Origin of the sequence: Aeromonas sp. PrichA-15 (assembly GCF_017939245.1) — a bacterium.
GTDB lineage: Bacteria > Pseudomonadota > Gammaproteobacteria > Enterobacterales > Aeromonadaceae > Aeromonas > Aeromonas caviae.
On record NZ_JAGKRH010000178.1, the window covers coordinates 6,886 to 31,142 of the forward strand.

The 24,257-nt window shown below is 65.1% G+C and carries 19 protein-coding genes, 3 tRNA genes and 1 pseudogene; 15 read left to right on the top strand and 8 right to left on the bottom strand.

The genetic code is table 11. From position 1 onward, the window contains the following. Positions 1–103 precede the first annotated feature (103 nt). Together J9889_RS18185 and J9889_RS18190 are read left to right on the top strand one after the other, a co-directional pair. Entirely contained in the window at positions 104–1,612 is a 1,509-nt protein-coding gene (locus J9889_RS18185) for a DNA-3-methyladenine glycosylase 2 (RefSeq protein ID WP_210557604.1), read from the top strand. Further along, positions 1,609–2,085, top strand: a complete 477-nt coding sequence (locus J9889_RS18190) for a methylated-DNA--[protein]-cysteine S-methyltransferase (RefSeq protein WP_041211223.1) — start codon at positions 1,609–1,611, stop codon at positions 2,083–2,085. Before J9889_RS18185 ends, J9889_RS18190 begins: the two co-directional genes overlap by 4 nt. 22 nt (positions 2,086–2,107) lie before the next feature. Here J9889_RS18190 and J9889_RS18195 read toward each other — a convergent pair whose 3' ends face one another. The 7 genes from J9889_RS18195 to J9889_RS18220 all read right to left on the bottom strand — a co-directional run bounded on the left by J9889_RS18195 (position 2,108) and on the right by J9889_RS18220 (position 7,368). Then, complete coding sequence (locus tag J9889_RS18195) at positions 2,108–2,641, bottom strand: class I SAM-dependent methyltransferase (protein ID WP_349237018.1); 534 nt, start codon at positions 2,639–2,641, stop codon at positions 2,108–2,110. Between the two features lie 9 nt (positions 2,642–2,650). Beyond that, positions 2,651–2,773: a hypothetical protein gene (locus J9889_RS24575; RefSeq protein ID WP_282597961.1), complete on the bottom strand. Its 123-nt coding sequence runs from the start codon at positions 2,771–2,773 to the stop codon at positions 2,651–2,653. A 111-nt stretch (positions 2,774–2,884) separates the two neighbouring features. Continuing rightward, a complete protein-coding gene (locus J9889_RS18200; RefSeq protein ID WP_128345118.1) occupies positions 2,885–3,142 on the bottom strand; it encodes a DUF1272 domain-containing protein in 258 nt (85 codons plus the stop codon). Positions 3,143–3,186: 44 nt separating this feature from the next. Continuing rightward, positions 3,187–3,516, bottom strand: coding sequence for a DHCW motif cupin fold protein (locus J9889_RS18205; RefSeq protein WP_210557606.1), 330 nt, complete (start codon positions 3,514–3,516; stop codon positions 3,187–3,189). Positions 3,517–3,633: 117 nt separating this feature from the next. Continuing rightward, positions 3,634–5,496, bottom strand: coding sequence for a U32 family peptidase (locus J9889_RS18210; protein WP_210557609.1), 1,863 nt, complete (start codon positions 5,494–5,496; stop codon positions 3,634–3,636). A 178-nt stretch (positions 5,497–5,674) separates the two neighbouring features. Then, entirely contained in the window at positions 5,675–6,286 is a 612-nt protein-coding gene (locus J9889_RS18215; protein WP_210557611.1) for a LysE family translocator, read from the bottom strand. A 128-nt stretch (positions 6,287–6,414) separates the two neighbouring features. Next, a complete protein-coding gene (locus J9889_RS18220) occupies positions 6,415–7,368 on the bottom strand; it encodes a LysR family transcriptional regulator (protein WP_210557613.1) in 954 nt (317 codons plus the stop codon). 200 nt (positions 7,369–7,568) lie between these two features. Between J9889_RS18220 and J9889_RS18225 the strand changes: the two genes are divergently transcribed. The 12 genes and pseudogenes from J9889_RS18225 to fumC all read left to right on the top strand — a co-directional run bounded on the left by J9889_RS18225 (position 7,569) and on the right by fumC (position 18,893). Beyond that, positions 7,569–8,657, top strand: a complete 1,089-nt coding sequence (locus J9889_RS18225) for a ketoacyl-ACP synthase III (protein WP_201890683.1) — start codon at positions 7,569–7,571, stop codon at positions 8,655–8,657. Between the two features lie 221 nt (positions 8,658–8,878). Next, a tRNA-Tyr gene (locus tag J9889_RS18230) sits at positions 8,879–8,963 on the top strand. 42 nt (positions 8,964–9,005) lie between these two features. Then, positions 9,006–9,090: transfer RNA gene (locus tag J9889_RS18235), tRNA-Tyr, on the top strand. 31 nt (positions 9,091–9,121) lie between these two features. Then, positions 9,122–9,206 (top strand) — tRNA-Tyr (locus tag J9889_RS18240). Positions 9,207–9,342: 136 nt separating this feature from the next. Further along, positions 9,343–9,615: a hypothetical protein gene (locus J9889_RS18245; RefSeq protein ID WP_010673275.1), complete on the top strand. Its 273-nt coding sequence runs from the start codon at positions 9,343–9,345 to the stop codon at positions 9,613–9,615. Positions 9,616–9,715: 100 nt separating this feature from the next. After that, positions 9,716–10,447, top strand: coding sequence for an EAL domain-containing protein (locus J9889_RS18250; protein WP_029313880.1), 732 nt, complete (start codon positions 9,716–9,718; stop codon positions 10,445–10,447). An 82-nt stretch (positions 10,448–10,529) separates the two neighbouring features. Further along, a pseudogene (locus tag J9889_RS18255) lies at positions 10,530–11,835 on the top strand (endonuclease/exonuclease/phosphatase family protein). A 154-nt stretch (positions 11,836–11,989) separates the two neighbouring features. Then, complete coding sequence (locus tag J9889_RS18260; RefSeq protein WP_111896405.1) at positions 11,990–13,684, top strand: sensor histidine kinase; 1,695 nt, start codon at positions 11,990–11,992, stop codon at positions 13,682–13,684. After that, a complete protein-coding gene (gene btsR, locus J9889_RS18265) occupies positions 13,678–14,415 on the top strand; it encodes a two-component system response regulator BtsR (protein ID WP_201903501.1) in 738 nt (245 codons plus the stop codon). Before J9889_RS18260 ends, btsR begins: the two co-directional genes overlap by 7 nt. 217 nt (positions 14,416–14,632) lie before the next feature. Next, positions 14,633–16,441, top strand: a complete 1,809-nt coding sequence (locus J9889_RS18270) for a carbon starvation protein A (RefSeq protein WP_210557621.1) — start codon at positions 14,633–14,635, stop codon at positions 16,439–16,441. 216 nt (positions 16,442–16,657) lie between these two features. Further along, positions 16,658–17,422, top strand: coding sequence for a dipeptidase PepE (pepE, locus tag J9889_RS18275; protein WP_210557623.1), 765 nt, complete (start codon positions 16,658–16,660; stop codon positions 17,420–17,422). A gap of 79 nt (positions 17,423–17,501) precedes the next feature. Continuing rightward, a complete protein-coding gene (fumC, locus tag J9889_RS18280; RefSeq protein WP_210557625.1) occupies positions 17,502–18,893 on the top strand; it encodes a class II fumarate hydratase in 1,392 nt (463 codons plus the stop codon). Between the two features lie 137 nt (positions 18,894–19,030). Here fumC and J9889_RS18285 read toward each other — a convergent pair whose 3' ends face one another. Beyond that, the gene (locus tag J9889_RS18285; RefSeq protein ID WP_104454669.1) at positions 19,031–19,468 is read right to left on the bottom strand and encodes a VOC family protein; all 438 of its coding nucleotides are present in this window, start codon (positions 19,466–19,468) and stop codon (positions 19,031–19,033) included. A 398-nt stretch (positions 19,469–19,866) separates the two neighbouring features. On the opposite strand from J9889_RS18285, the gene putA reads away from it, so the two are divergent. After that, the gene (gene putA, locus J9889_RS18290) at positions 19,867–23,814 is read left to right on the top strand and encodes a trifunctional transcriptional regulator/proline dehydrogenase/L-glutamate gamma-semialdehyde dehydrogenase (RefSeq protein ID WP_210557627.1); all 3,948 of its coding nucleotides are present in this window, start codon (positions 19,867–19,869) and stop codon (positions 23,812–23,814) included. Positions 23,815–24,257: the final 443 nt, after the last annotated feature.

Below are 24,257 nucleotides of genomic sequence, written 5' to 3' on the forward strand. Positions count from 1 at the left end.
CTCGGATCGCACTATTTTTGCTATTCCTGTCCGTTTTTGGCTAGTCACCCCTCTCGCCCCCGCTTAGTCTCTGGGACATGCCCACAGCAACCCGAGCCATGCCATGACCACAGAGCCCCCGCATTCATCCCAACGGGACGAGATCATCCCGGGTCTCACCCGGGAGCAGTGCCACGCCGCACGCCTCGCGCGAGACGCGCGTTTCGATGGTCGCTTCTTCACCGGGGTGCTCTCCACCGGCATCTATTGCCGCCCCGTGTGTCCGGCGCGGGCACCGCATGAGCACAATGTGCGCTATTTTCGCTTCGCGGCGGCGGCGGAGCAGCACGGGCTGCGCCCCTGCCTGCGCTGTCGCCCCGAGCTCGCACCGGCCCAGAGCGGGGATCTGCCACCGCTCGTCGCCCAGGTGCTGGCGCGCATCGAGCGCGGCGAGCTGGCGGAGCACAGCCTGGGCTCCCTTGCAACGCAGGCCGGGATCACGGAGCGCACCCTGAGGCGCCAGTTCGAGCAACACCTCGGCGCCTCGCCGAAACAGGTGGAGCAGACGCGCCGCCTGCTGCTTGCGAAGCGGCTGCTGACGGAGACGCGCCTGCCCATCACGGACGTGGCGTTTGCCGCAGGCTTTGCGAGCATTCGTCGCTTCAACGACGCCTGGCTGCAGGCGTATGGGATGACACCGGGCGCCCTACGCAAGCAGGAAGGGGGTGCGCCGCAGGAGACGCCGCAATCTAGCCTGCAACTGCACCTGCTGTATCGCCCGCCGTTCGACGTCCAGGCCATGCTCGCGTTCTACCGGTTGCGAGCCATTCCGGGGCTGGAGCGGGTGGATGAGCACGGTTACGAGCGCCGCCACCGGGTCGGCGAGCAGGAGGGGCTCATCCGCATCGAGCCCGTCGAGGGGGAGAGGCTCAGACTCACGGTGCGGGATCTGCCGCCGGGAGCGCTGCCGGACATCCTGTACCGCGTGCGCCGCATGTGGGATCTCGACGCCGACATGAGCCGCATCGGCGAACACCTGGGGCAGGATCCGCTGCTCGCCGGCATCCAGGGACGATGGCCCGGGGTGCGGCTGCCGGGGGGGTGGGATGAATACGAGGTGATGCTGCGCGCCATCGTCGGCCAGCAGGTGTCGGTCAAGGGTGCCATCACCATCATGGGGCGCCTGGTGGAGCGCACCCTGGCGCAGTTCGGCACCGCGCAGCTGCCCACCCCGACCCAGTTATGCGAGCTGGATCTCGACGGCATCGGCATGCCGGGCAGCCGCATCCGCACCCTGCAAGGGCTGGCCTCGGCGCTCGCAAGCGGCGCACTCACCCTCGCCACGGCAAGCGACGAGCAACTGCTCGCGCTGCCGGGCATAGGTCCCTGGACGGTCGCTTACTGGCGGCTGCGCTGCGGGCTCGACACGGATGCCTTCCCCGCCTCGGATCTCGTGCTGCAAAAGGCGCTGGGGGGCGGTGACAAGCTGCCGGTGAAAGAGGTGACAGCGCGCAGCGCCCCCTGGCAGCCGTGGCGCGCCTATGCCGCGAGCTGGCTGTGGCACGCCATGAGTGAGCAACCGGCGCTGCTCACCCGGCCAACACAGACACAAGACGAGGAGAAGAGCCCATGATCCGCTATGACATGATGCCCACCGACCAGGGCGAACTGCTGGTCGCCATCGACGAGCGCGGTCTGGTCCATGTGGACTTCCTGGCCGGACTGCGGCCACTGCCCGACATGCAGGACTGGCAGCAGGACGGCGAGGCGCTCGCCCCCTTCCTCGCCGAGTTTCGGGACTACTTCGCGGGCCGGTTGCAGCGCTTCACCCTGCCGCTCGCCCCCAGGGGCACGGCGTTTCAGCAAGCGGTGTGGCAGGCGCTGTGCGACATCCCCTACGGGGAGACCCGCAGCTACGGCGACATCGCCCGCGCCATCGGCAAGCCAAACGCGGTGCGGGCGGTGGGTGCCGCGAACGGCCGCAATCCGCTCTCCATCATCATCCCCTGCCACCGGGTGATCGGCCAGAATGGCAGCCTCACCGGCTATGCGGGAGGCCTGCCCATCAAGCAGGCACTGCTGACGCTGGAGAGGGCCTCTCGTTGATCCGGCGCAGCCCGGCCAGGGCTCACTGCCGCTGCGCCAGCCAGCCGTGAAACCCCAGCGCCTGAAAGAAGCGGCGCGCCGCCGCGAAACCGGCCCCTTGCAAGAGGCGCCGGGTCTGTCCCTCGTCCAGGGAGGTGAAATCCTCCCCGAGGCGGCGCACCATCTGCTCGCAGGCGGGAAGCGGCAGACCGGCGAGGGCGGCTTGCAACCCCATCGCCTTGCGCTCAAGCGGGTCCGTGGGCGCCATCAGATCCGCCAGCAGCAGGGGAGCGCCAGGATTGAGCTGGCGATAAATATCACCCAATAGCGCGGTTTTGGCATCTTGCGCCAGAAAATGCAGAACCAGCAGACAGAGTGCACTATCGAAAGGCTTATCCACCACAGGCAATGCTCCCAGGTGCCAGCGCACCCTCTCCCCCATGCCCGCCTGCTCGGCCCGCATCCTGGCCTGGGCCAGCATGTCCGCCGAGATATCCTGGGCCACAAAGGTCCAGCGGGGGCAGAGACGGCCAAGCAGCAGCAACTCGCTGCCCGTACCCACCCCCACCAGCAGCACCCGGGCCTGCTAGCCCAGCGCGGCCATCAGCCGGGAGGCACAAAGCTGGTGCAGCAGCTCGTAGCCTGGCACCAGCAGGGGGATGCGGCTGTCATAGGCCTTCGCCCCTTCTCCTTCGAATCGCTCCGTCATCTTTTGCTCCTTTGGTGTGAGCCCCCTTGATAGGGGCTGCCGCCGGGAGAAGGTCAAGAGCCACAAGGACGAGCCAGTTCCCAGCCCAGCCCTTCCCATGAAGGGAGGGCCCTAGCCCCCCTTGCCCAGCTCCGCTTTCAGAGCCGGATTGAAGACGCGCTGGAGGGAGGCGGGGTTGTTCACCAGCTTGGCCGCCGGGCGGCGCGGGCGCCTGACCAGCTCGCCGCCACAGTTGGGGCAGGTCAGGTGTAGATACTGATCGTTGCACTCGGCGCAGAAGGTGCACTCGAAGGAGCAGATGTAGGCCGTCGCCGTGTCGGCGGGCAGATCCCGGTCACAGCACTCGCAGTTGGGTCTGAGTTCAAGCATGGCAAGTTCCTGATGCACAAGGGGAAAGCGGGAAAGAGGGCGGCTCAGTCGACGATAAAGAGGCGAGCGCCCAGTTCGGTGTAGGAACGATGGGGTTCGGCGTTGTCCGCCACCTGGTAGCTCATGCCCGGCGTCAGGGTTAAGACGCGGCCATCCTGCAACTCGGTGTGCAGCTCCCCTTCGAGGCAGAGCAGCACATGGCCCTTGCTGCACCAGTGATCCGCCAGATACCCGGGGGAGTACTCCACCATTCGCACCCGCAGATCCCCGAACTGCCGGGTGTGCCAGCGGGCGACGCCGCGCTCTCCCTTGTGTTCGGTCGGCGGGACCTCGGCCCAGTTCGTGGTGCAAAACGGCAGTGCATTGATGTTCATGACGGATCCTTTGTCAGAAGAAGGCTGGGGGAAGGCGCCTCATCACGGGATATCCGTGACAAGGCCGCGCCCCATACTGCCATCAAATCCGCTCCAGCCCCATGCCCACACGGGCAATCATCCTCTCTTCAGGCTGCCCATCACCTGCATCTCGCAGCGATGGCAGTCAAAGCGCAGGCGGAAGCTGTCCTTGCCCATCTTGAGCTCCAGGGGCTCGGCCTTGAGACCGGGCACCTCCTTGGGGCAGAGCTGCTGGCTGTAGCGGATGCAGTGCTTCGTTGTCATCAGCACCACTTCCCGCTCCTCCTTGTTCGCCTCATACGCGGGGGCGATGCTCCCCACCCCGTGTTCGCGAAAGAACTGCTCCGCCGCGCTGTTCAGCACGTTGCCGAGGTAGGAGAGCCGATGCTGGGGATAAACGGCGCCTCGCAGGGGAATGCGCCGCTCGGGTCGCCGGTAGGCAGCCAGACGGGCCGCCTCCAGGGCGGCGATCCCCTCCCGGCGCAAGCCGTTAAGCTGTGAAGCCGCAATAAATAGCGGGCGAGTGAATGCCAACTCAATCTGGCGAGCCACAAACAGGGTGTTGCCGAGTTTGCCGAGCTGATCCCTGGCCTGCTGCAGCGCCCGTTCCGGGTTGTCGGCCGGCGGCTGGTCGCAGGGGAGCGTGACGGCGGCGCCAATGCCCTGCTCGTCCACAAGTTCGAGCCGCAGTCCCTCGTCGCACTCCGATAACCGCATATCGACCCGGATGCGGCGATCCGCGCTCCCCTTTTCGAGCTGCTTGCTGAAGGCCTGATCGTGGTTGCGAAAGATCTCGGTGCCCACCTTGAGACCGGGCATGGGTTCCGACAGGAGTAACCGCTTGCTCTGTGCCTTCTCCTCCACTTTATTGAGGCGCATCCCCACCAGCTCGCCCCCCGGCTTGAAGAAGCCGAGGCCATCGCCGTTGTTGAGGGCAACGGCCTGGCCGTCGATCTCGATGCCATCGCGGGTCACGCTGGTGACGCGCCCGAGCGGCTCCCCGACGTATTTCGGGCTGCGCGGCGAGTCGATGCCTGGCTGTCGGCCATGGAGGAAGTAGTCGGTGCTGCCCCGGTTGAAACTCTTCTTGGGATCCGGCGTAAAGGTGTAGCTGCAACGACCGGCGGAAGCGGCCACCAGATCGGGGCGGCTCGCCAGGATGGTGTCCAGCTTCTGGCGATACCAGGCGGTGACGTTCTTGACGTAGTCGAGCCCCTTGAGGCGCCCTTCAATCTTGAAGGAGCGGATCCCTGCGGCGATCAGCGCCTCCAGGTTGTCGGTCTGATCCATGTCTTTCAAGGAGAGCAGGTGGCTGTTTTCCACCAGCACCTCCCCCGCCGACGTTTGCAGGGAACAGGGCAGTCGACAGAGCTGGGCGCACTCGCCGCGATTCGCGCTGCGCCCGGTGCGGGCGTGGCTGATGTTGCACTGGCCGCTGTAGGAGACGCACAGGGCACCGTGGATGAAGAACTCCAGCTGCACGCTCGTGGCGGCGCTTATCTCGCGGATCTGCGCAAGGGAGAGCTCGCGGGCCAGCACCACCTGGGAGAAGCCCACGTCCTGCAGAAACGTCACCTTTTCCGGGGTGCGGTTGTCGGTCTGGGTGCTGGCGTGCAGCGCGATGGGGGGTAAATCGAGCGCCAGCAGCCCCATGTCCTGCACGATCAGCGCATCGGCGCCCGCCTCGTAGATCTGATGGGTCAGGCGCCGGGCCTGCTCCAGCTCGTGGTCGTGCAGCAGGGTATTGAAGGCGACGAAGACCTGGGCGCCGAAGCGGTGGGCATGGCGCGCCAGCGCCTCGATGTCCTCGAGGCTGTTGCCTGCTGCGCTGCGGGCACCGAAGGCGGGGCCCCCCATGTAGACGGCGTCGGCGCCGTGGTTGATGGCCTCGATGCCATAGGCGAGGTTCTTGGCCGGGGCCAGCAACTCCAGGCGGTTGTGATGGTTCTGATCGCGCATAACGTCCGGTTCGAAGGGCTGCAAATGGCCGCCACTCTAGCCAGACTCCCCGCCCCCCGCCTTGATCCCGCTTAAGATCACCGCAGAATGCAGGATTGACCCGGTACAAGATCATCTGACTGCCCCTTCAACCCCCGGCCCTGACAGAGTGCCGACTACGCAGGCACCCGACGCGGAGCTAGATCACGACCTTGAGGGCCAGCCCCAGCAGCACCAGGCCGCTCACCTTGTCGATCACGGTGGATTTGGCCTTGAGCCAGGCAAGAACGGGCCCGCGAGAGAGCACCAGGGCCACCAGCACATACCAGAGCGCATCGATGCCGCCTGCGGTCAGCATCATGATGCCCCCCTCACGCCAGCCGGTGTCGGCATGCACGAACTGGCTGAACAGGGCGATAAAGAAGATGGCGAGCTGGGGGTTCAAGAAGGCCACCATAAAGCCCTCGAACGCCCCTTGACGTCCCCGTGGCGGGTGCCCCTCCTCCTTGCCTGCCTCACCCCCTGCGGGCCTGGCCAGCAACGCCTTGATCCCGAGCCAGGCGAGGAACGCCGCGCCGCCGTAGCGGATGAGATCGAACAGCAGCGGGGTCTGGGTGATCAGGATGGAGAGGCCGAGGGCCGTGATCAGCGCATAGATGCCGACTCCCAGGCCGTGGCCCAGCGCCGTGGCAACCCCGTGGCCCTGCCCTCCCTGTACCGTATTGCGGATGATCAGTGCCAGGCTCGGCCCCGGGCTGATGGCCCCCATCACGCAAATGGCGGCCAGCGCCAGCCAACTCGTCAGCTCCATACCTTCTCTTCCTTCGTGTCGATTGTTGTCACCCGGGATCAGGGTAGGGGGTGGCTCGCTATGCCAGAAGTGAAAGTTATGAATAGAGTCCATAGCCAGTGGCTATAGAGTGGCACAACCCGCTGCCATCAGCGGCTCACCAGCGGCCCTCGGGCCAACTGCTTGCGACTCTCCCCCAGGGTGAATTGCAGGTGATCCCGCAGGAAGGGATAGGCCAGCTCGCGAAACCAGCGGTGAGCCGGATCCAGGTGGTGGCGCTGGTGCCACAGCAGATGATACTGCTGGACCCGGGTGGCGAAGGGGAGATCGCAAAAACTCAGGGCATGTTCCCGGGAGAGCTGCCAGGCGATATGGGCCGGGGTGGTCATCAGACAGTCTGTGCGCAGCAGCACCTCCACCGCTGCCTGGAAGAAGGGCACCCGGGCAAACCAGCGGCGGGAGAGCCCGCGGGGGGCCAGCACCTGCTCCACCGGGCTGTCCTTGTCCCCGCCCCCGCTCACCTGCAGGTGGGGCCAGGCGAGGTAATCCTCCAGGCTGAGCGCCATGCCAGAGAGCGGGTGATGGCGCCCCATCAGCACCACCAGCCTGTCCTCCCCCTGATGCAGGCCACGGATCTGGTCCGGCACCAGCTCCGTGATGGTGGAGACCATGTCCAGCTCCGATTGCCAGAGCTGGGGCAACTGGCGCTTGTCCCACAGGCTGTACTCCAGCGCCGCCCGGGGGGCGGCCCTCGCCAGGGCCGCACAGATGTCCGGCAGGATGTGCTGGGCCACGTAGTCGGAGGAGGCGAGCCGAAACACCCGCTCGCAGCGCTCGGGGGCAAATTCAGGCGCCTCGTAGAGCCGCTCCAGGGCACCGAGGGAATCGGCAAGCTGGGCCGCCAGGGCCTCGGCTCGCGGGGTCAGCAGCCAGCGCTGCCCTTCCCGCACCAGCAGCTCGTCGCCAAACTCGCTGCGAAGCTGGCCGAGCTGCTTGCTGATGGAGGGCTGGCTAAGGTTCAGCAGCTCCGCCGCCCGGCTGATGTTGCGGGTCTCCAGCAGCACCTTGAGGGTGGGCAAGAGATTGAGATTCGCTTTGTGCACAGGAGTCACCTCGGGAAGGGGTCGCCGGGATCGGGCCTTCATCTTACGGCAAGGAGAAGCGGAAATTTAAGCAAAATCACGGTCTTGCTCCCGCCACTCCCCTTACACTGGGAGGACCGCAGGATGACAGTGAACGCCCCGTGCGGCATAATTTCGCCACTTTCCGCCCCAGGGCGGCCATCACGACAAGCGACGACAAGATGACATACGCCACTATCACCGGGTGGGGAAAATGCCTGCCCCCCGCCTCGCTGACCAACGATGACCTCGGCACCATCATGGATACCTCGGACGAGTGGATCTACCCGCGCACCGGCATCAAGGCCCGCCGGGTCTCCCATGTCAGCACCCAGGCGCTCGCCACCCTGGCCGCCCGTCGCGCCCTGGCGTGCGCAGGTCTGGACGCCGCCGCCCTCGATGGCATTATCCTCGCGACCGCCACACCGGGCACGCTGGTCCCCAATGGCGCCTCCGCCGTGCAGCAGGCCCTCGGCGCCCACAAGGCGGCGGTGTTCGACCTCAACGCCGCCTGCACCGGCTTCGTCTATGCCCTCTCCGTCGCCACCTCCCTGGTGCAGACCGGCATGATGCAAAGGGTGCTGGTGATCGGCGCCGAGCGGCTGACCCAGTTGCTGGACTGGGCCAAGCGCGACACCGCCGTGCTGTTTGGCGACGGCGCCGGTGCCGTCATCATAGAGGCGAGCGAGCAGGAGAGCGGCCTGATTGCCAGCAAGCTCGGTTGTGACAGCGAGGCGCGGGAGATACTGCACGTGCCGAACTTCGGCACCGATCGGGTGCGCTTTGCCGACATCGACGGCCTCTTCACCTTCAACTTCGAGGGGCAGGAGATCTTCAAGCGTGCCGTGCGCGGCATGGGCGAGGCCACCGGCGCCGTGCTGGCCCAGGCCGGCATCGCCCCCGAGCAGGTCGATCTCATCGTGCCGCACCAGGCGAACGTGCGCATCATCGAGACCCTGGCCAAGCGGATGAACGCCCCCATGGAGAAGGTGATGGTCAACATAGAGCAGTACGGCAACACCTCCGCCGCCACCGTGCCCATCGCCCTGTGCGAGGCGCTGGAGCAGGGTCGGGTCAAGCCGAACAGCTACCTGCTGACCGCCGCCTTCGGGGCCGGGCTAACCTGGGGCGCCGCCCTCATCAAATGGGGAGATCGCGTCACCCCGATCGCGAGTTGCGACGAGGTGCTGCCCCCCTGCGAGCAGAGCGCCCTCGAACTCATCGCCCATGCGGTGCAGGGTTGCCAGCAGGCCCGCCCCGCCGACGCCTGAGCGAGCGCCCGCTCCCCATGATCCGCCAGGAGCCCGAGGCTCCTGGCTGCCAGCCCCCTACGCCCCCTCGCCGTTTCGGCAGCGACATAAAAGTCATTGAAAAGTGTGAATTTTGAGCGAAACATATCAAAAAATGACCACTTGACACTTTTTTGTCGTCAGAATGCGGCCAAGGGGTTCACAACCTTGCCGGATCTGGTAGTATGCGGCCTCGCACTTGGGGAGGGGTTCCCGAGCGGCCAAAGGGATCAGACTGTAAATCTGACGGCTCTGCCTTCGAAGGTTCGAATCCTTCTCCCTCCACCATTCAAGTGCGTCAAGTAAGTAAAAATCAGGAAAATACCCCGTGGAGGGGTTCCCGAGCGGCCAAAGGGATCAGACTGTAAATCTGACGGCTCTGCCTTCGAAGGTTCGAATCCTTCTCCCTCCACCATCTTCCTGAACACAATATGCAATGCCCCTGTGGAGGGGTTCCCGAGCGGCCAAAGGGATCAGACTGTAAATCTGACGGCTCTGCCTTCGAAGGTTCGAATCCTTCTCCCTCCACCATCCTTCAGACAACCCGGCCTCGCGCCGGGTTTTCGCTTTTCTGGATAGAATCCACATGGCGCTGTCAGATCTGACAATTGCCCTTCCCGCACTTTTTAGAAACAGTAGAGCCTCATGTCGCAAGGAGTGCACACAGATGTTTGAAATCTGGGATGAAACGGGTCGCGAGCACGGGCTAACACTGCCCGAGCTGCAACTGCGGCTGCGGGATTACCAGGGAGACGTGATGGTGCGCTACCTCAACCGCCTCGGCCTGCCGAGCACCCTCTTCCTGACCATCCGTCAGGGATGCGCCTATCAGCGCTTCAAGGCGGGCTCCCCCATGCTCGACTGGTCCTGGCTTGCCCAGGCCATGCACGCAGCCCCCCTGGCTGGCGCCGCACCTGCACAGGGCCATGCCCTTCCCTGACCCCCTCCTTCCTGCCCACGCCCATTATCAGACTCTTCCTACAGCCTCCCTTTAGACCCTCCCTGTATGATGCGCAGCCATGTTCCGTCAGGTGAGAGCCATGTTTGCGTTCAAAGAAGAGTATCCCGTGAGTGCCATGGTCAGCATGGCGGATATCGTCATCCCCTTTTATCAGCCCATCATCGGCCAGGATCGTCAGGTCAAGGGGTATGAGGTGCTGGCCAGGCGCTGGGATGCCGGCAACCAGGGTTATCAGAGCATCGATTTTGCCGCCCTCGGCGAGGATGATGCTCTGCACCTCGATATCGTCATGCTCAGGGCCATCATGCGCGATCTGCCCGTGCTCGCCCAAAAAGGCCCCTATGCGCTCTCCATCAACCTCAATCCGGCGCTCTCCAGCCCCACCTACCGCAATCTGCTATTGCTGGTGCTGCTCCAGGCCCGCAAGCTGGGGATCGCCATCTGGTTCGAGGTGCTGGAACACGTCAGGATCAAGCACCAGCACAGGGAGATGATCGAGGTGTTGCGAGCCCATGGCGCCCACATCGCCTGTGACGACTTCGGCTCCCTGGCATGCAACTTCCAGCGCCTGATGATGCTCCCCTACGAGATCGTGAAACTGGATCGTTCCCTGCTGCTCCAGGCTGTACGCAGCACCCATGCCCTCAACATGCTGACGGGGCTGGTGAAATACCTGCAACGACTCGGCATGGCCGTGGTGTGCGAGGGAGTGGAGACCCAGGCCCATATCGAGGTGGCGAACCGGCTGGGCTGCGACTACCAGCAGGGCTACGCCTACGCCATTCCCTCCCCTCTCTCCCGCTGGGCCTGAGCCGAGCGCTTGCGTGTCACGGGGGAAACCCGGGCACCTTTCCCATGAAATTCGGCAGGGTGCTGCCATTTTCCTGCCAAAGATGGCAGGCTGTCCCGGCCACACTGACGCCGAGGCCCGCCATGGTTCGCTTTGCCACCTTCAATCTCGCCTTCGATCGCACTGCACCCGGCATGCTGGGGGAAGAGCTCGCCCTGACCCGCACCGAGCAGGATGCCCTGCTGGCCCGCCTCGCCGACGGCACCTTGAGCGGCGCCGAGAAGACCAAGGCCCTCGACGTGCAGCAGATCCGCAACATCGCCGAAATCATCCAGCGCACCCGGCCGGACGTGTTGCTGCTAAGCGAATTCGACAATGACGGCAAGGGCCGCGACACCACGGACCTCCACGCCTTCAACGACAACTACCTGGCCCATGCCCAGCACGACGAGGTGACCGCCATCAGCTATCCGGTGCTGCAGAACTTCGCCACCAACACCGGCCTGATGAGCGGCCATGACCTCAACCTGGATGGCCGAGTGAGCAGGCCGGACGACGCCTGGGGCTTTGGCAGCTATCACGGCCAGTACGCCTTCGCCGTGATGTCCCGCTATCCCATCGATACCAGGCAGATCCGCACCTTCCAGACATTCAAGTGGAAGGAGATGCCGGGCGAAGCGAACCCCGTCATCGACGACTGCCACAACCCCAGGGCACCGATCCCGAGCGGCCGCCAGTGTGGCGATGCCTGGTATGACGACGCAGCCTGGCAGGCGCTCCCCCTCTCCTCAAAGAACCACGCCGACGTGCCGGTGCACATCAGGCAGGGAGACAGGGAGGAGGTGATCCACTTCCTTATCTCCCACCCGACCCCGCCCATCTTCGGCAACGCGGCGCGCCACAACGTCAAACGCAACCGTGCGGAGATAGCCTTCTGGCAGGACTATGTGGCAGGGGCTGGCTACATGGTGGATGACGCCGGCAAGGCGGGTGGCCTGCCCGCGGGTGCCAGGTTCGTCATCGCCGGCGATCTCAACGCCGATCCCCAGATTGGCGATGGGGATCTCACCGCCATTCAGGCGCTGCACAACCATGTGCTGGTCAACCAGGCCGTCACCAACGGCGCCCTGATCCCGGTCAGCCAGGGCGGCCCCGAGTGCCTCGCCAGCCATCCGGATCAGTGCAAGCGCAACAACAACCGCCCCACCCCGGAGCGCATCACCAGCAGCAGCGGCCTGCAGCTCGACCACGTGCTGCCCTCCGCCAACCTGAACGCGGTCGCCTCCGGCGTGTTCTGGCCGGCCAGCTTCGAGCCGGGCTACCACCTGGTGTACGACGCCAAGCTCGGCATCGCCAAGGGAGTCAGCTCGGATCACCGCCTGGTATGGGTCGACGTCGCACTCGATTGACCGGCAGACAGGGCGAAGGGATGCCTTTGGCTCAGGGTGCCGGCAAATCTGTGCGCAGGCGCGCTATTCCGGCGCCCGCGGCTTGCAGCGCAAATCGGGGTTTGCTAATACTCCGCGTCCATTGGATGAGCATCCCCTTTCGAGATAGTGTGCCGTGGCTTTCGAACAATTCGCGCTCGTGATATCTCTCTTCCAGCAGCTCTGCGTCTATCTGGTGATCGCCTGGCTGCTCTCCAAGACGCCGCTCTTCATGCCACTGACTCAGGTGACACTGAGCTGGCCCCACAAGATCCTCTGCTACCTCATCTTCTCCGGCTTCTGCGTGATGGGCACCTACTTTGGCCTCAGGATCGAGGACTCCATCGCCAATACCCGCGCCATCGGCGCCGTGCTCGGCGGCATCGTCGGCGGCCCTGTGGTGGGGCTGCTGGTGGGGCTCACCGGCGGCATCCATCGCTACTCGCTGGGGGGCTTTACCGCCCTGGCCTGCACCTTCTCCACCATCGCCGAAGGGCTGCTCGGCGGCCTGGTGCACCGCCACTTCGTCGCCCGCCACCGGCTCGATCTGCTGTTCAGCCCCTGGGTGGTGGGATCTGTGGCCCTCATCGCCGAGCTGATGCAGATGGGCATCATCTTGCTGGTGGCCCGTCCGTATGACGACGCCGTCCACCTCATCGAGAACATCATCGCCCCCATGCTGGTGGCCAATACCCTGGGGGCCGCCATGTTCATGCGGATGATCCTCGATCACCGCGCCATGCTGGAGAAGTACTCGGTCGCCTTCTCCGCCCGCGCCCTCAAGATCGCCGAGCGGGCGATGCGGGTGCTGGACAAGGGGTTCACCCAGGAGGCGTGCCAACAGATGGCGCGCATCCTCTACGAAGAGACCGGGGTGGGCGCGGTGGCCATCACCGATCGGGAGAAGCTGCTCGCCTTCATCGGCATCGGCGAGGATCACCACCTGCCGGGCACCGCCATCAACTCGGCCCACACCTTCAAGGCGATCCAGCACAACGAGGTGGTCTATGCCGACGGCAACCTCATCCCCTACAGCTGCAACCTGCATCCCCAGTGCCGGCTCGGCTCCTCGCTGGTCATTCCGCTGCGTGGGGAAGAGGGGTCGGTGGTGGGCACCATCAAGCTCTACGAGCCCAAGCGCAAGTTCTTCTCCTCCATCAACCGCACCCTGGGAGAGGGGATCGCCCGGCTGCTCTCCGGCCAGATCCTGGCCAGCAAGTACAACGAGCAGAAGCGGCTGCTGGCCCAGTCGGAGATCAAGCTGTTGCAGGCGCAGATCAACCCGCACTTTCTGTTCAACGCCCTCAACACCCTGGCGGCGGTGATCCGGCGCGACCCCGAGGATGCCCGCACCCTGGTGCACCACCTCTCCACCTTCTTTCGCAAGAACCTCAAGCGCCAGGGTGACGAGGTGACCCTGGCCGACGAGCTGGAGCACGTGAACGCCTACCTGCACATCGAGCAGGCCCGCTTCGCCGAGCACCTGAGCGTGCAGATCCAGATTCCCGAGCCGCTGCTGGAGTACCGGCTGCCCACCTTCTCCCTGCAGCCCATCGTCGAGAACGCCATCAAGCACGGTATCTCCCAGATGTTCGAGCCGGGCAGGCTGACCCTGACGGCGCGGCAGGAGGACGAGCAGCTGGTGCTGGAAGTCGAGGACAACGCCGGCCTCTATCAGGCCAAACGGGAGGAGAGCGGCCTTGGCATGAACATAGTGGACCGGCGCATCAAGGCCCGTTACGGCGCCGAGTACGGGGTCACCATTCACTGCGAGCCCCATCAATCCACCCGGGTGAGGATCACCCTTCCCCTGCAGGAGAGCCCATGCTGACCGCCCTGATCGTCGACGATGAACCCCTCGCCCGCGAGGAGCTGCGGCTGCTGCTGGAGCAGGCGGGCAACATCCGCCTGCTGGGGGAGTGTGCCCACGCCATGGAGGCGCTGCCCGCCATCCATCGCCTCAAGCCCGACCTGCTGTTTCTCGACATCCAGATGCCGCGCATCAGCGGGCTGGAGCTGGTGAGCATGCTGGATCCTGACTTGCGCCCCCACATCGTCTTCATCACCGCCTACGACGAGTTTGCCCTGCGCGCGTTCGAGGAGAACGCCCTCGACTACCTGCTCAAGCCGGTCACGGCAGAGCGGATGAACCGGGCGCTGGAGCGTATCCAGCGGCTGCTCTCGCCAAAAGGTGAGCTCGCGGGCCAACCGCTGCCGGATCCGACCCGTATCGCCCAGCCCCTGCGCAGCATCCCCTGCAGCGGCCACAACCGCATTCTGCTGCTGCCCCTTGGCGAGGTGGAGTTCGTCCACAGCGATCTGGCCGGCAACAAGGTGGTGAGCGCCCAGCAGCAGGGCACCACAGAGCTGACCCTGCGCACCCTGGAGGAGAAGACCGGCTTCGTGCGCTGTCACCGCCAATACCTGCTCAACCCGGGCCAGATCCGCGAGATCCTGCTGCTCGACGGCGGGCTGGCGGAAGTGGTGACCCAGGGGGGTCACAAGGTGCCAGTGAGTCGCCGCTACCTCAAGCCCCTCAAGGAGCTGCTCGATATTCCCTGATGGGGCAGGACGCCTCACCCCGCTCCTGCTCCGCCAGCTACCACTCACCCGCTCACCACGGCCATCGGCACACCCGCCAAACCACTCGGGGTCGCTTTTCTGCCACTCGCGGGCGGAACCCGGCCACTGACCTTTTCTTCGCTCCCCTTTCCCCACCGCATCGGTAGAGTGCAGCCTGAGCCCGGCCAGACTGGCCACAGGAAAAGGAAACTCCCCCATGCAACACGCAATCACTTTTGTCATTGCGGCCCTCTGCATCCTCGCCATCGCCTATCGCCTCTACGGCGTGTTCTTTGTGCGCAAGGTGCTGCAGGCCGACGACAAACTGGTCACCCCCTCCCACCAGCTGGAAGATGGCAAAAACTACGTGCCAACCAACAAGTGGGTCAACTTCGGCCAGCACTTTGCGGCCATCGCCGCCGCCGGCCCGCTGGTCGGCCCGGTACTGGCCGCCCAGTACGGTTACCTGCCAAGCTTTCTCTGGCTGCTGATCGGCTGCGTCATCGGCGGTGCGGTGCACGACACCGTGGTGCTGTTCGCCTCCATGAAGCATCAGGGCAAGTCCCTCTCCGAGGTGGCGAAGGCCGAACTCGGCCCCATCGCGGGCTGGTGCACCGGTCTTGCGATGCTGTTCATCATCACCATCACCATGGCGGGTCTCTCCATGGTGGTGGTGCACGCGCTGGAGCGTAACGCCTGGGGCGTGTTTGCCGTCTTCATGACCATCCCCATCTCCATGGTGGTGGGGATCTGGCACAAGCTGACCGGCAACCTGCAAGCCGCCTCCTGGGTCGGGTTTGCCGCCGTGCTGGCCTGTGTCTTCTTCGGCCCCTACGTGCAGGAGAGCGCCTTCGGTGCCTGGCTGACCCTGCGTGCCGAGACCATCAGTCTGGCGCTGCCGGTCTACGCCTTCTTCGCCACCGCGCTGCCGGTCTGGCTGCTGCTCACCCCGCGCGGCTACATCTCCAGCTTCATGAAGATCGGTGTATTCGGCGCCCTGGTGATCGGCGTCATCTGCATCAACCCCGAGATCCAGTTCCCCGCCATGACCCAGTTCGTCCACGGCGGCGGCCCGGTACTGGGCGGCCCGGTCTGGCCCTTCATCTCCATCACCATCGCCTGTGGCGCCATCTCCGGCTTCCACGCCTTCATCGGCTCGGGCACCACCCCGAAACTGGTGGACAAGTGGAACGACATCCTGCCGGTCGCCTTCGGTGCCATGCTGGCCGAGTGCGTGGTGGGCGTGATGGCGCTGATCGCCGCCACCGCCCTGCACCCGGCGGATTACTTCGCCATCAACGCCACTCCGGAGGCCTTCGCCAAGCTGGGGATGCAGGTGGTGGATTTGCCCTTCCTCTCCCAGGAGATCGGCATGGATCTGAACGGCCGCACCGGCGGCGCCGTCACCCTGGCGGTGGGCATGTCCTACATCTTCACCAAGGTGCCCTGGTTCAGTAACCTCGCCTCCTACTTCTTCCAGTTCGTGGTGATGTTTGAAGCGGTGTTCATCCTGACCGCCGTCGACTCCGGCACCCGCGTCTCCCGCTACCTCATTCAGGACTTCTTCGGCGAGTTCTACCCGCCCCTCAAGCGCATCGACTGGATGCCGGGCGCCATCGGGGCCAGCGTGCTCGCCTGCGTCATGTGGGGGTATCTGCTGATGTCCGGCGATATCGGCTCGGTATGGGCCCTGTTCGGGGTATCGAACCAGCTGATGGCCTCGGTGGGTCTCATCATAGGTGCCACCATCATCCTGCGCCTCGCCAGCAAGCGCCGCTATATGCTGACCTGCCTGATCCCGCTGGCCTACCTGTTCGTGACCGTCAACTACGCCGGTTACTGGATGATGCGCAACGTCTACTTCAACTCGGCCGCCAAGGGTTACAACCCGATGAACGGCGCCATCTCCCTCATCATGCTGGTGCTGGGGGCGCTGATCCTGATCTCCGCCCTGCGCAAGTGGAGCGAGCTGTGGAAGCTGCGCCAGCAGCCCGAGTTCCGGGTGGCCGAGGCGACCGCCTCCTGATCCGTCCAGCCCTCCTCGGACCCCGCCTCGGCGGGGTCTTTCATTGGCGCTGCGCATTCATCCATTGGCATTGACCCGCCCCTTCGCAGTGGTTGAATGGGTCCCCGGATCACAGAACCGCCCAGCCCGGGGTGCTAGCATGCCCCGACGGCCACTTGGCCGCACCGGCCCAAGTGATCCTCCCTCCTCCGCTTTCACCCTTTGAGGACAGCTTTCATGGAACTGCTTCTGCTCAGCAACGGCAAAACCACAGAACACCCCGGCCTGCTCGGCTGGGCCCGGGAGCGGGTACGAACCCTGCTCGCCCGCAAACAGGTCAAGCGCATCCTGCTCATCCCCTACGCGGTGATCCGCAGCGACTGGGACGCCCGCGCCTTCGAACTCAGCGAGAGCCTGGGGGTGAAGGCCATCAGCATCCACCAGTTCGACGATCCGGTGGATGCCATCCAGCGGGCCGACGCCATCTTCATCAGCGGCGGCAACACCTGGCGCCTGAACCAGCTGCTGCACGAATACGGCCTGGTGGTGCCCATCCAGCGTGCCGTGCGCGAGCGAGGCGTGCCCTATGTGGGCTGGAGCGCCGGCTGCAACGTGGCTACCCCCAGCATCCTCACCACCAACGACATGCCGGTGTGCAGCGCCGCCGTGCTGCCGGCGCTGGGCCTGTTCCCCCTGCAGATCAACCCCCACTACCTGGATGCCGGCATCAGCGGCCACATGGGGGAGACCCGGGACGAGCGGCTCGCCGAGTTCTGTGCCATCAACCCGAGCGAGTCCGTGGTGGCCCTGCGCGAAGGGAGCCTGCTTCAGGTAAGCGGCGAGCACGGCGGCGAGAGCATCGAATACTGGAGCGCCCGGGGCGAGGGCTTCAAGATCTTCAAGCACGGTGAGACCACTCAGGAGTTCATCACGGCCGCGCCCCTGGCCGAGCTGACGCCGTTTCACCCCCTGGCCGGGGCCATGACGACCGCGGTGACCTGAGCGTTCGCCCGCGGGATTTGCCATGCTGTGAGGGGCAAGGGATCTTCCCTCGCCCCTTTTCCTGCCGGCGGGAGGCACCATGACCATCAGGATTGAACACGACAGCCTCGGGGAGATCGCCGTCCCGGTCGATCGGCTCTGGGGCGCCCAGACCCAGCGCTCCCTGCACCACTTCAACATCTCGGGAGAGCGCCAGCCCAGGGAGATCATCCATGCCCTGGCCCGCATCAAGTCCGCCTGTGCCAGGGTCAACCACGCCCTGGGGCTACTCCCCGCCCGCAAGGCCCAGGCCATCATGGCCGCCGCCGACGAAATCCTGCGCGGCCTGCACGACGCCGAGTTTCCCCTGATGGTGTGGCAGACCGGCTCCGGCACCCAGACCAACATGAACCTCAACGAGGTGCTGGCAAACCGGGCCAGCGAACTGCTCGGCGGCCCCCGGGGGGAAGCGCGGCTGGTGCATCCCAACGACGAGGTAAACAAGAGCCAGTCCAGCAACGATGTCTTCCCGAGCGCCATGAACCTGGCGGCAGTCACCGCCATCACGCAGCGGTTGCTGCCGGCCCTCGCTGCCCTGAAGCAGACCCTGGCAGGCAAGGCCGCCGCCTTCGACCACATCGTCAAGATTGGCCGCACCCATTTGCAGGATGCCACTCCCCTCACCCTGGGCCAGGAGATCTCCGGCTGGGTCGCCCAGCTCGAACAGGGGGAGCGCCATCTACGGGCCGCCCTGCCCCATCTGTGCGAGCTGGCGCTCGGCGGCACAGCCGTGGGCACCGGCCTCAACTGCCCTCCCGGCTTTGCCGAGGCGGTGGCCAGGACCCTGGCCGAGCAGACCGGCCTGCCGCTGGTGAGCGCCCCCAACAAGTTCGAGGCCCTGGCGGCGAGTGACGCCCAGGTTCACGCCCACGGCGCCCTCAAGACGCTGGCAGCCTCCCTCATGAAGATCGCCAACGACGTGCGCTGGCTGGCGAGCGGCCCCCGCAGCGGGCTGGGGGAGCTGCTCATCCCCGAGAACGAGCCCGGATCCTCCATCATGCCCGGCAAGGTCAACCCGACCCAGAGCGAGGCCCTCACCATGCTCTGCGCCCAGGTGATGGGCAACGATGTGGCCATCAACATCGGCGGCGCCAGCGGCAACTTCGAGCTCAACGTGTTCAGGCCGATGATCGCCTACAACGTCCTGCAGAGCGTGCGGCTGCTGGCGGACGGCATGCAGAGCTTCCACGACCACTGCGCCGTCGGCATCACCCTGAACCAGGCCAGGATCGACGATCTGCTCTCCCGCTCCCTGATGCTGGTGACGGCCCTCAACCCCCATATCGGCTATGACAAGGCGGCCGAGATCGCCAAGCGGGCGCACCATCAGGGGCTCAGCCTGCGGGAGGCGGCCATTGCCTCGGGCCACCTCAGCGCGGAGCAATTCGATGCCTGGGTGATCCCCGCTGACATGGTGGGTCGCACGCCATAAGGCAGCTCAGCGCACTGCAATCCCAATCCCATGCCCGGGGCATACCAGCGCAGGTGGCAGGCGCAGCAAATAGGGACTGTGATGGGCAATAAAGATGAAAAGGGCGCCATGGCGCCCTTTTCATTGCAGATCTGCCGTCAGGTCTTGCTCTGGCAGTTGAACATCCAGTGGGTGCCGAACTTGTCCACCAGGGATCCGAAATAGTCACCCCAGAACATCTCCGCCAGCGGCATCTCCACCTGACCTCCCTCGGCCAGGGCTGCGAACAGGCGATCGGTCTCGCCCCGGCTGTCCGGCTCCAGGTTGAGGTAGCTGTTGTTGCCCTGTACCAGGGTGAACCCCATGCTGGCCGGAGCATCCGTGCCCATCAGCACGTGACCCCCAAGGATGGACAGGGCCACATGCATCACCAGCTCCCCGTCTTCCTCCGACAAAGGGGGCTGGCCCGGGCAACCCGGGGACTCCTTGAACCTGTGGATGGGGCCGCTGAAGTCTCCGCCGAACACTTCGCGATAGAAGAGGAAGGCAGCCTCCGTCTCCCGGGCAAAATTGAGATAGGTACTGACACGCGCCATGGGTTTCTCCTTGTCACCGATAGCTGGCCCCTGTGGCCAGCTAACAGCATAGAAGAGCACGGGGCTCTGTCAGGTTGCGCTCCGCCCCCTTCTGCGCACGGGGGAGCCGCGCTCACAGCCCGGGCTCGGTCGAACACGCAAAAGTGCAACCCGATTCGCAGTGGGTTGCACCTCATGTAGGCATTCATAAGATGCATTGCCAACCCATTAATAATGCTGTGAAAAGCGGACAAGCGGCGGGCTTGAAAGGAGCCTGATGGAGACCGGATTCATGGAAGAATTCAACAATGTAACCAATACATTAAAATTTCTTGCTTGAAGGTTGCACCTGGTTGCACCATCATCGGCGAAATTTAACCGTCCGGTAATATTGTTACCTTCTAGACACAGGAAGTCCCATGGCCACTACCACCCTCGGCGTCAAACTCGATGAAGCGACCCGCGACCGCCTCAAACAGGCTGCGCAGACCCTGGATCGCACTCCCCACTGGCTGATCAAGCAAGCCATCTTCACCTATCTGGAGCAACTGGATCGCGGTCTGACCCCGCCCGAGCACTCCGGGCTGGCTGCCGCCGCCGGGGAAGAGGCCGTCGAGACCCTGACCGAGCAGGGCATCCAGGTCTTCCTCGAGTTTGCCGAGAGCATTCTGCCCCAGTCCGTGCTGCGGGCCGCCATCACGGGGGCTTATCGCCGCCCCGAGACCGAAGCCGTCCCCATGCTGCTGGAGCAGGCCCGTCTGCCCAAGGAGAAGGCTGACGCGACCCAGAAGCTGGCCATGGGCATCGCCGAGAAGCTGCGCAACCAGAAGAGCGCCAGCGGCCGTCAGGGCCTGGTGCAGGGGCTGCTTCAGGAGTTCTCCCTCTCCTCCCAGGAAGGGGTGGCCCTGATGTGTCTGGCGGAGGCGCTGCTGCGCATCCCCGACAAGGCGACCCGGGATGCCCTGATCCGCGACAAGATAAGCGGCGGCAACTGGAGCCAGCACCTGGGCCAGAGCACCTCATTGTTCGTCAACGCGGCCTCCTGGGGTCTGCTCATCACCGGCAAGCTGGTGGCCACCCACAACGAGGCGGGCATGAACAGCTCCCTCAAGGGACTCATCGGCAAGGGGGGTGAGCCGCTCATCCGCAAGGGCGTCGACATGGCGATGCGCCTGATGGGTGAACAGTTCGTCACCGGCGAGACCATCGCCGAGGCGCTGGCGAACGCAGGCGGCATGGAGAGCAAAGGGTTCCGCTACTCCTACGACATGCTGGGGGAAGCGGCCCTGACCGAGGAGGACGCCAAACGCTATCTGGCCTCCTACGAGCAGGCCATCCACGCCATCGGCAAGGCCTCCCACGGTCGCGGCATCTACGAGGGGCCGGGTATCTCCATCAAGCTCTCCGCCCTGCATCCGCGCTACAGCCGCGCCCAGTACGATCGCGTCATGGAGGAGCTCTACCCCACCTTGCTGGGCCTGACCCAGCTCGCCAGGCAGTATGACATCGGCATCAACATCGATGCCGAGGAGGCCGATCGCCTGGAGATCTCCCTCGATCTGCTGGAGAAGCTCTGCTTCGATCCGTCCCTCGCCGACTGGAACGGCATCGGCTTCGTCATCCAGGCCTACCAGAAGCGCTGCCCCTATGTAATCGACTACGTCATCGATCTCGCCAAGCGCAGCCGTCACCGCCTGATGATCCGTCTGGTGAAGGGCGCCTACTGGGACAGCGAGATCAAGCGTGCCCAGCAGGAAGGGCTGGAAGGCTACCCGGTCTACACCCGCAAGCCCTACACGGATGTCTCCTACCTCGCCTGCGCCCGCAAGCTGCTGGCGGTGCCCGAGGCCATCTATCCCCAGTTCGCCACCCACAACGCCCACTCCCTGTCTGCCATCTATCAGCTGGCGGGTCAGAACTACTACCCGGGCCAGTACGAGTTCCAGTGCCTGCACGGCATGGGTGAACCGCTCTACGAACAGGTGGTCGGCAAGGTGGCCGACGGCAAGCTGGGTCGCCCCTGCCGCATCTATGCTCCGGTGGGCAGCCACGAGACCCTGCTCGCCTACCTGGTGCGCCGCCTGCTGGAGAACGGGGCCAACACCTCCTTCGTCAACCGCATCGCGGACAACAACATCTCCCTCTCGGATCTGGTGCAGGATCCGGTGCAGCAGATCGAGCAGATGGCCGCCCGTGAAGGGACCCTGGGTCTGCCCCATCCGCGCATCCCCCTGCCCCGGGATCTCTACGGCGAGGCGCGCCCGAACTCCGCAGGTCTGGATCTCGCGAACGAGCACCGCCTGGGGTCACTCTCCGCCGCCCTGCTCGCCAGCACCAACACCGCCTATCAGGCCGTGCCCATGCTGGGTTGCGACACCGAGGCGCCGACCCAGTTCCAGCCCGTGTTCAACCCGGCGGATCACCGCGATGTCGTCGGTCAGGTGAGCGAAGCCACGGTAGCGCTGGTGGACAAGGCGCTCGCCTGCTCCCTCACGAGCGGCCAGATCTGGCAGTCCACCCCGCCAGCCGAGCGGGCCGCCGTGCTGGACAGGGCCGCCGATCTGATGGAATCCGAACTGCAACCCCTGATGGGCCTGCTGGTTCGCGAATCCGGCAAGACCTTCGCCAACGCCATCGCCGAGGTGCGCGAAGCGGTGGACTTTTTGCGCTACTACGCCGCCCAGGCGCGCAACCACTTCGCCAACGACACCCACAGGCCGCTCGGCCCCGTGGTCTGCATCAGCCCCTGGAACTTCCCGCTGGCCATCTTCAGCGGCCAGGTGTGCGCGGCCCTGGCCGCCGGCAATACGGTGCTGGCCAAGCCTGCCGAGCAGACCCCCCTCATCGCGGCACAAGCGGTGCGCATCCTGCTGGAAGCGGGGGTTCCCGCCGGTGCGGTGCAGCTGCTGCCGGGCCGTGGTGAGACCGTGGGTGCGGCGCTCATCGCGGACGAACGGGTGCGCGGCGTCATGTTCACCGGCTCCACCGAGGTGGCGGGCATCATCTCCCGCAACCTGGCCGGTCGCCTCGACGCCCAGGGTCGCACCATTCCCCTCATCGCCGAGACCGGCGGCCAGAACGCCATGATCGTCGACTCTTCCGCCTTGACCGAACAGGTGGTGATGGATGTCATCTCCTCGGCGTTCGACAGCGCCGGTCAGCGCTGCTCCGCCCTGCGAGTGCTGTGCGTGCAGGATGACGTGGCGGATCGGGTGATCCGGATGCTCAAGGGCGCCATGGCCGAGTACAAGGTCGGCAGCCCCGAGCACCTCTCCACCGACATCGGCCCCGTCATCGACGCCGAGGCCAAGACCAACATCGAGCGCCACATCAAGGCCATGGGCGACAAGGGGCGCAAGGTGCACCAGATCGCCCGCACCCAGGGGGATGCCTGCAGCCGCGGCACCTTCGTGCTGCCGACCCTGATCGAGCTCGACAGCCTGGACGAACTGGGACGCGAAGTGTTCGGCCCTGTGCTGCATCTGGTCCGCTACCCGCGCACCCGGCTCGGGGAGTTGCTCGAGCAGATCAACGCCAGCGGCTACGGCCTGACCCTGGGTGTTCATACCCGCATCGACGAGACCATCGCCCAGGTGGTGAACGTGGCCAAGGTGGGCAACCTCTACGTCAACCGCAACATCGTGGGCGCCGTGGTCGGGGTGCAACCCTTCGGTGGGGAAGGGCTTTCCGGCACCGGTCCCAAGGCCGGTGGCCCGCTCTACATGTATCGCCTGCTCGGCGCCCGTCCCCAGGAAGCGGTGGCCAACCAGCTGCACCAGGAGTCCGGTGCCCTGCACGCCGAGGCGAAAGCCCCCCTCGTGGCCCTGCGCGACTGGGCGAGCAAGCAGGATCCTGCCCTCGCCGCCCTGTGCGATCACTACGCCGCGCTCTCCCAGAGCGGCCGTACCCAGCTGCTGACCGGCCCCACCGGCGAGCGCAACAGCTACAGCCTGCTGCCCCGGGAACGGGTGCTCTGTCTTGCCCAGGAGAAGGCCGACCTGCTGGCCCAACTGGCCGCCTGTCTGGCGGTCGGCAGCCAGGTGCTGCTGCCGGACGATGCCCAGACACGCTCCCTGCTCTCTTCCCTGCCGACCGAGGTGCGGGATCCCATCGCGCTGGTGGCGGACTGGGCCACGGGGGAGACGGACTTCGATGCCCTGCTGCACCACGGCGACTCGGATCAGTTGCGGGAGGTGAGCAAGCTCGCCGCCGCGCGCCAGGCAGCCCGTAACGGCGCCATCATCGGTGTGCACGGCCTGCATCGCGGCGAGACCGACATCCCGCTGGAGCGCCTGCTCATCGAGCACGCCCTCTCGGTCAACACCGCCGCCGCCGGTGGCAACGCCAGCCTGATGACCATAGGCTAAGCGCCACATAGTGACGGAGACTCAAGCCCCGCCGATGCGGCAATGCTGTTCAGATAAGCACTTTTTTGACTGATTATTCATAAATTGGATTTGAGTTGAGGGGGCAAGGCTGTGTCCAGTCGATCTTCCTCCAGCCTTTATCCAGCGGGGCTTGCAATAGAAAGAGGGAGGCATCATGCCTCCCTCGCTTTTTTGTCCTGATACTACGTGGACTGGAACTCAAATTCTCTTAAGTGAACAGCATTGCCGCCGATGCGGGGCTTGTTCTTTCGTCTATGGGACACGCCCATGAAAAAGGGTTCTTCGCGGGATCTTGGGGAAGTGGAAGTTGACAGACAGGGTGCTGGTAAACTGGCTGTCTCCAAACACACCACCACCATCACCCTGCTGTCGCCGTGCATCATATTGATATTGCCTCCTTCTGGCCAGGTTATACCGTCATC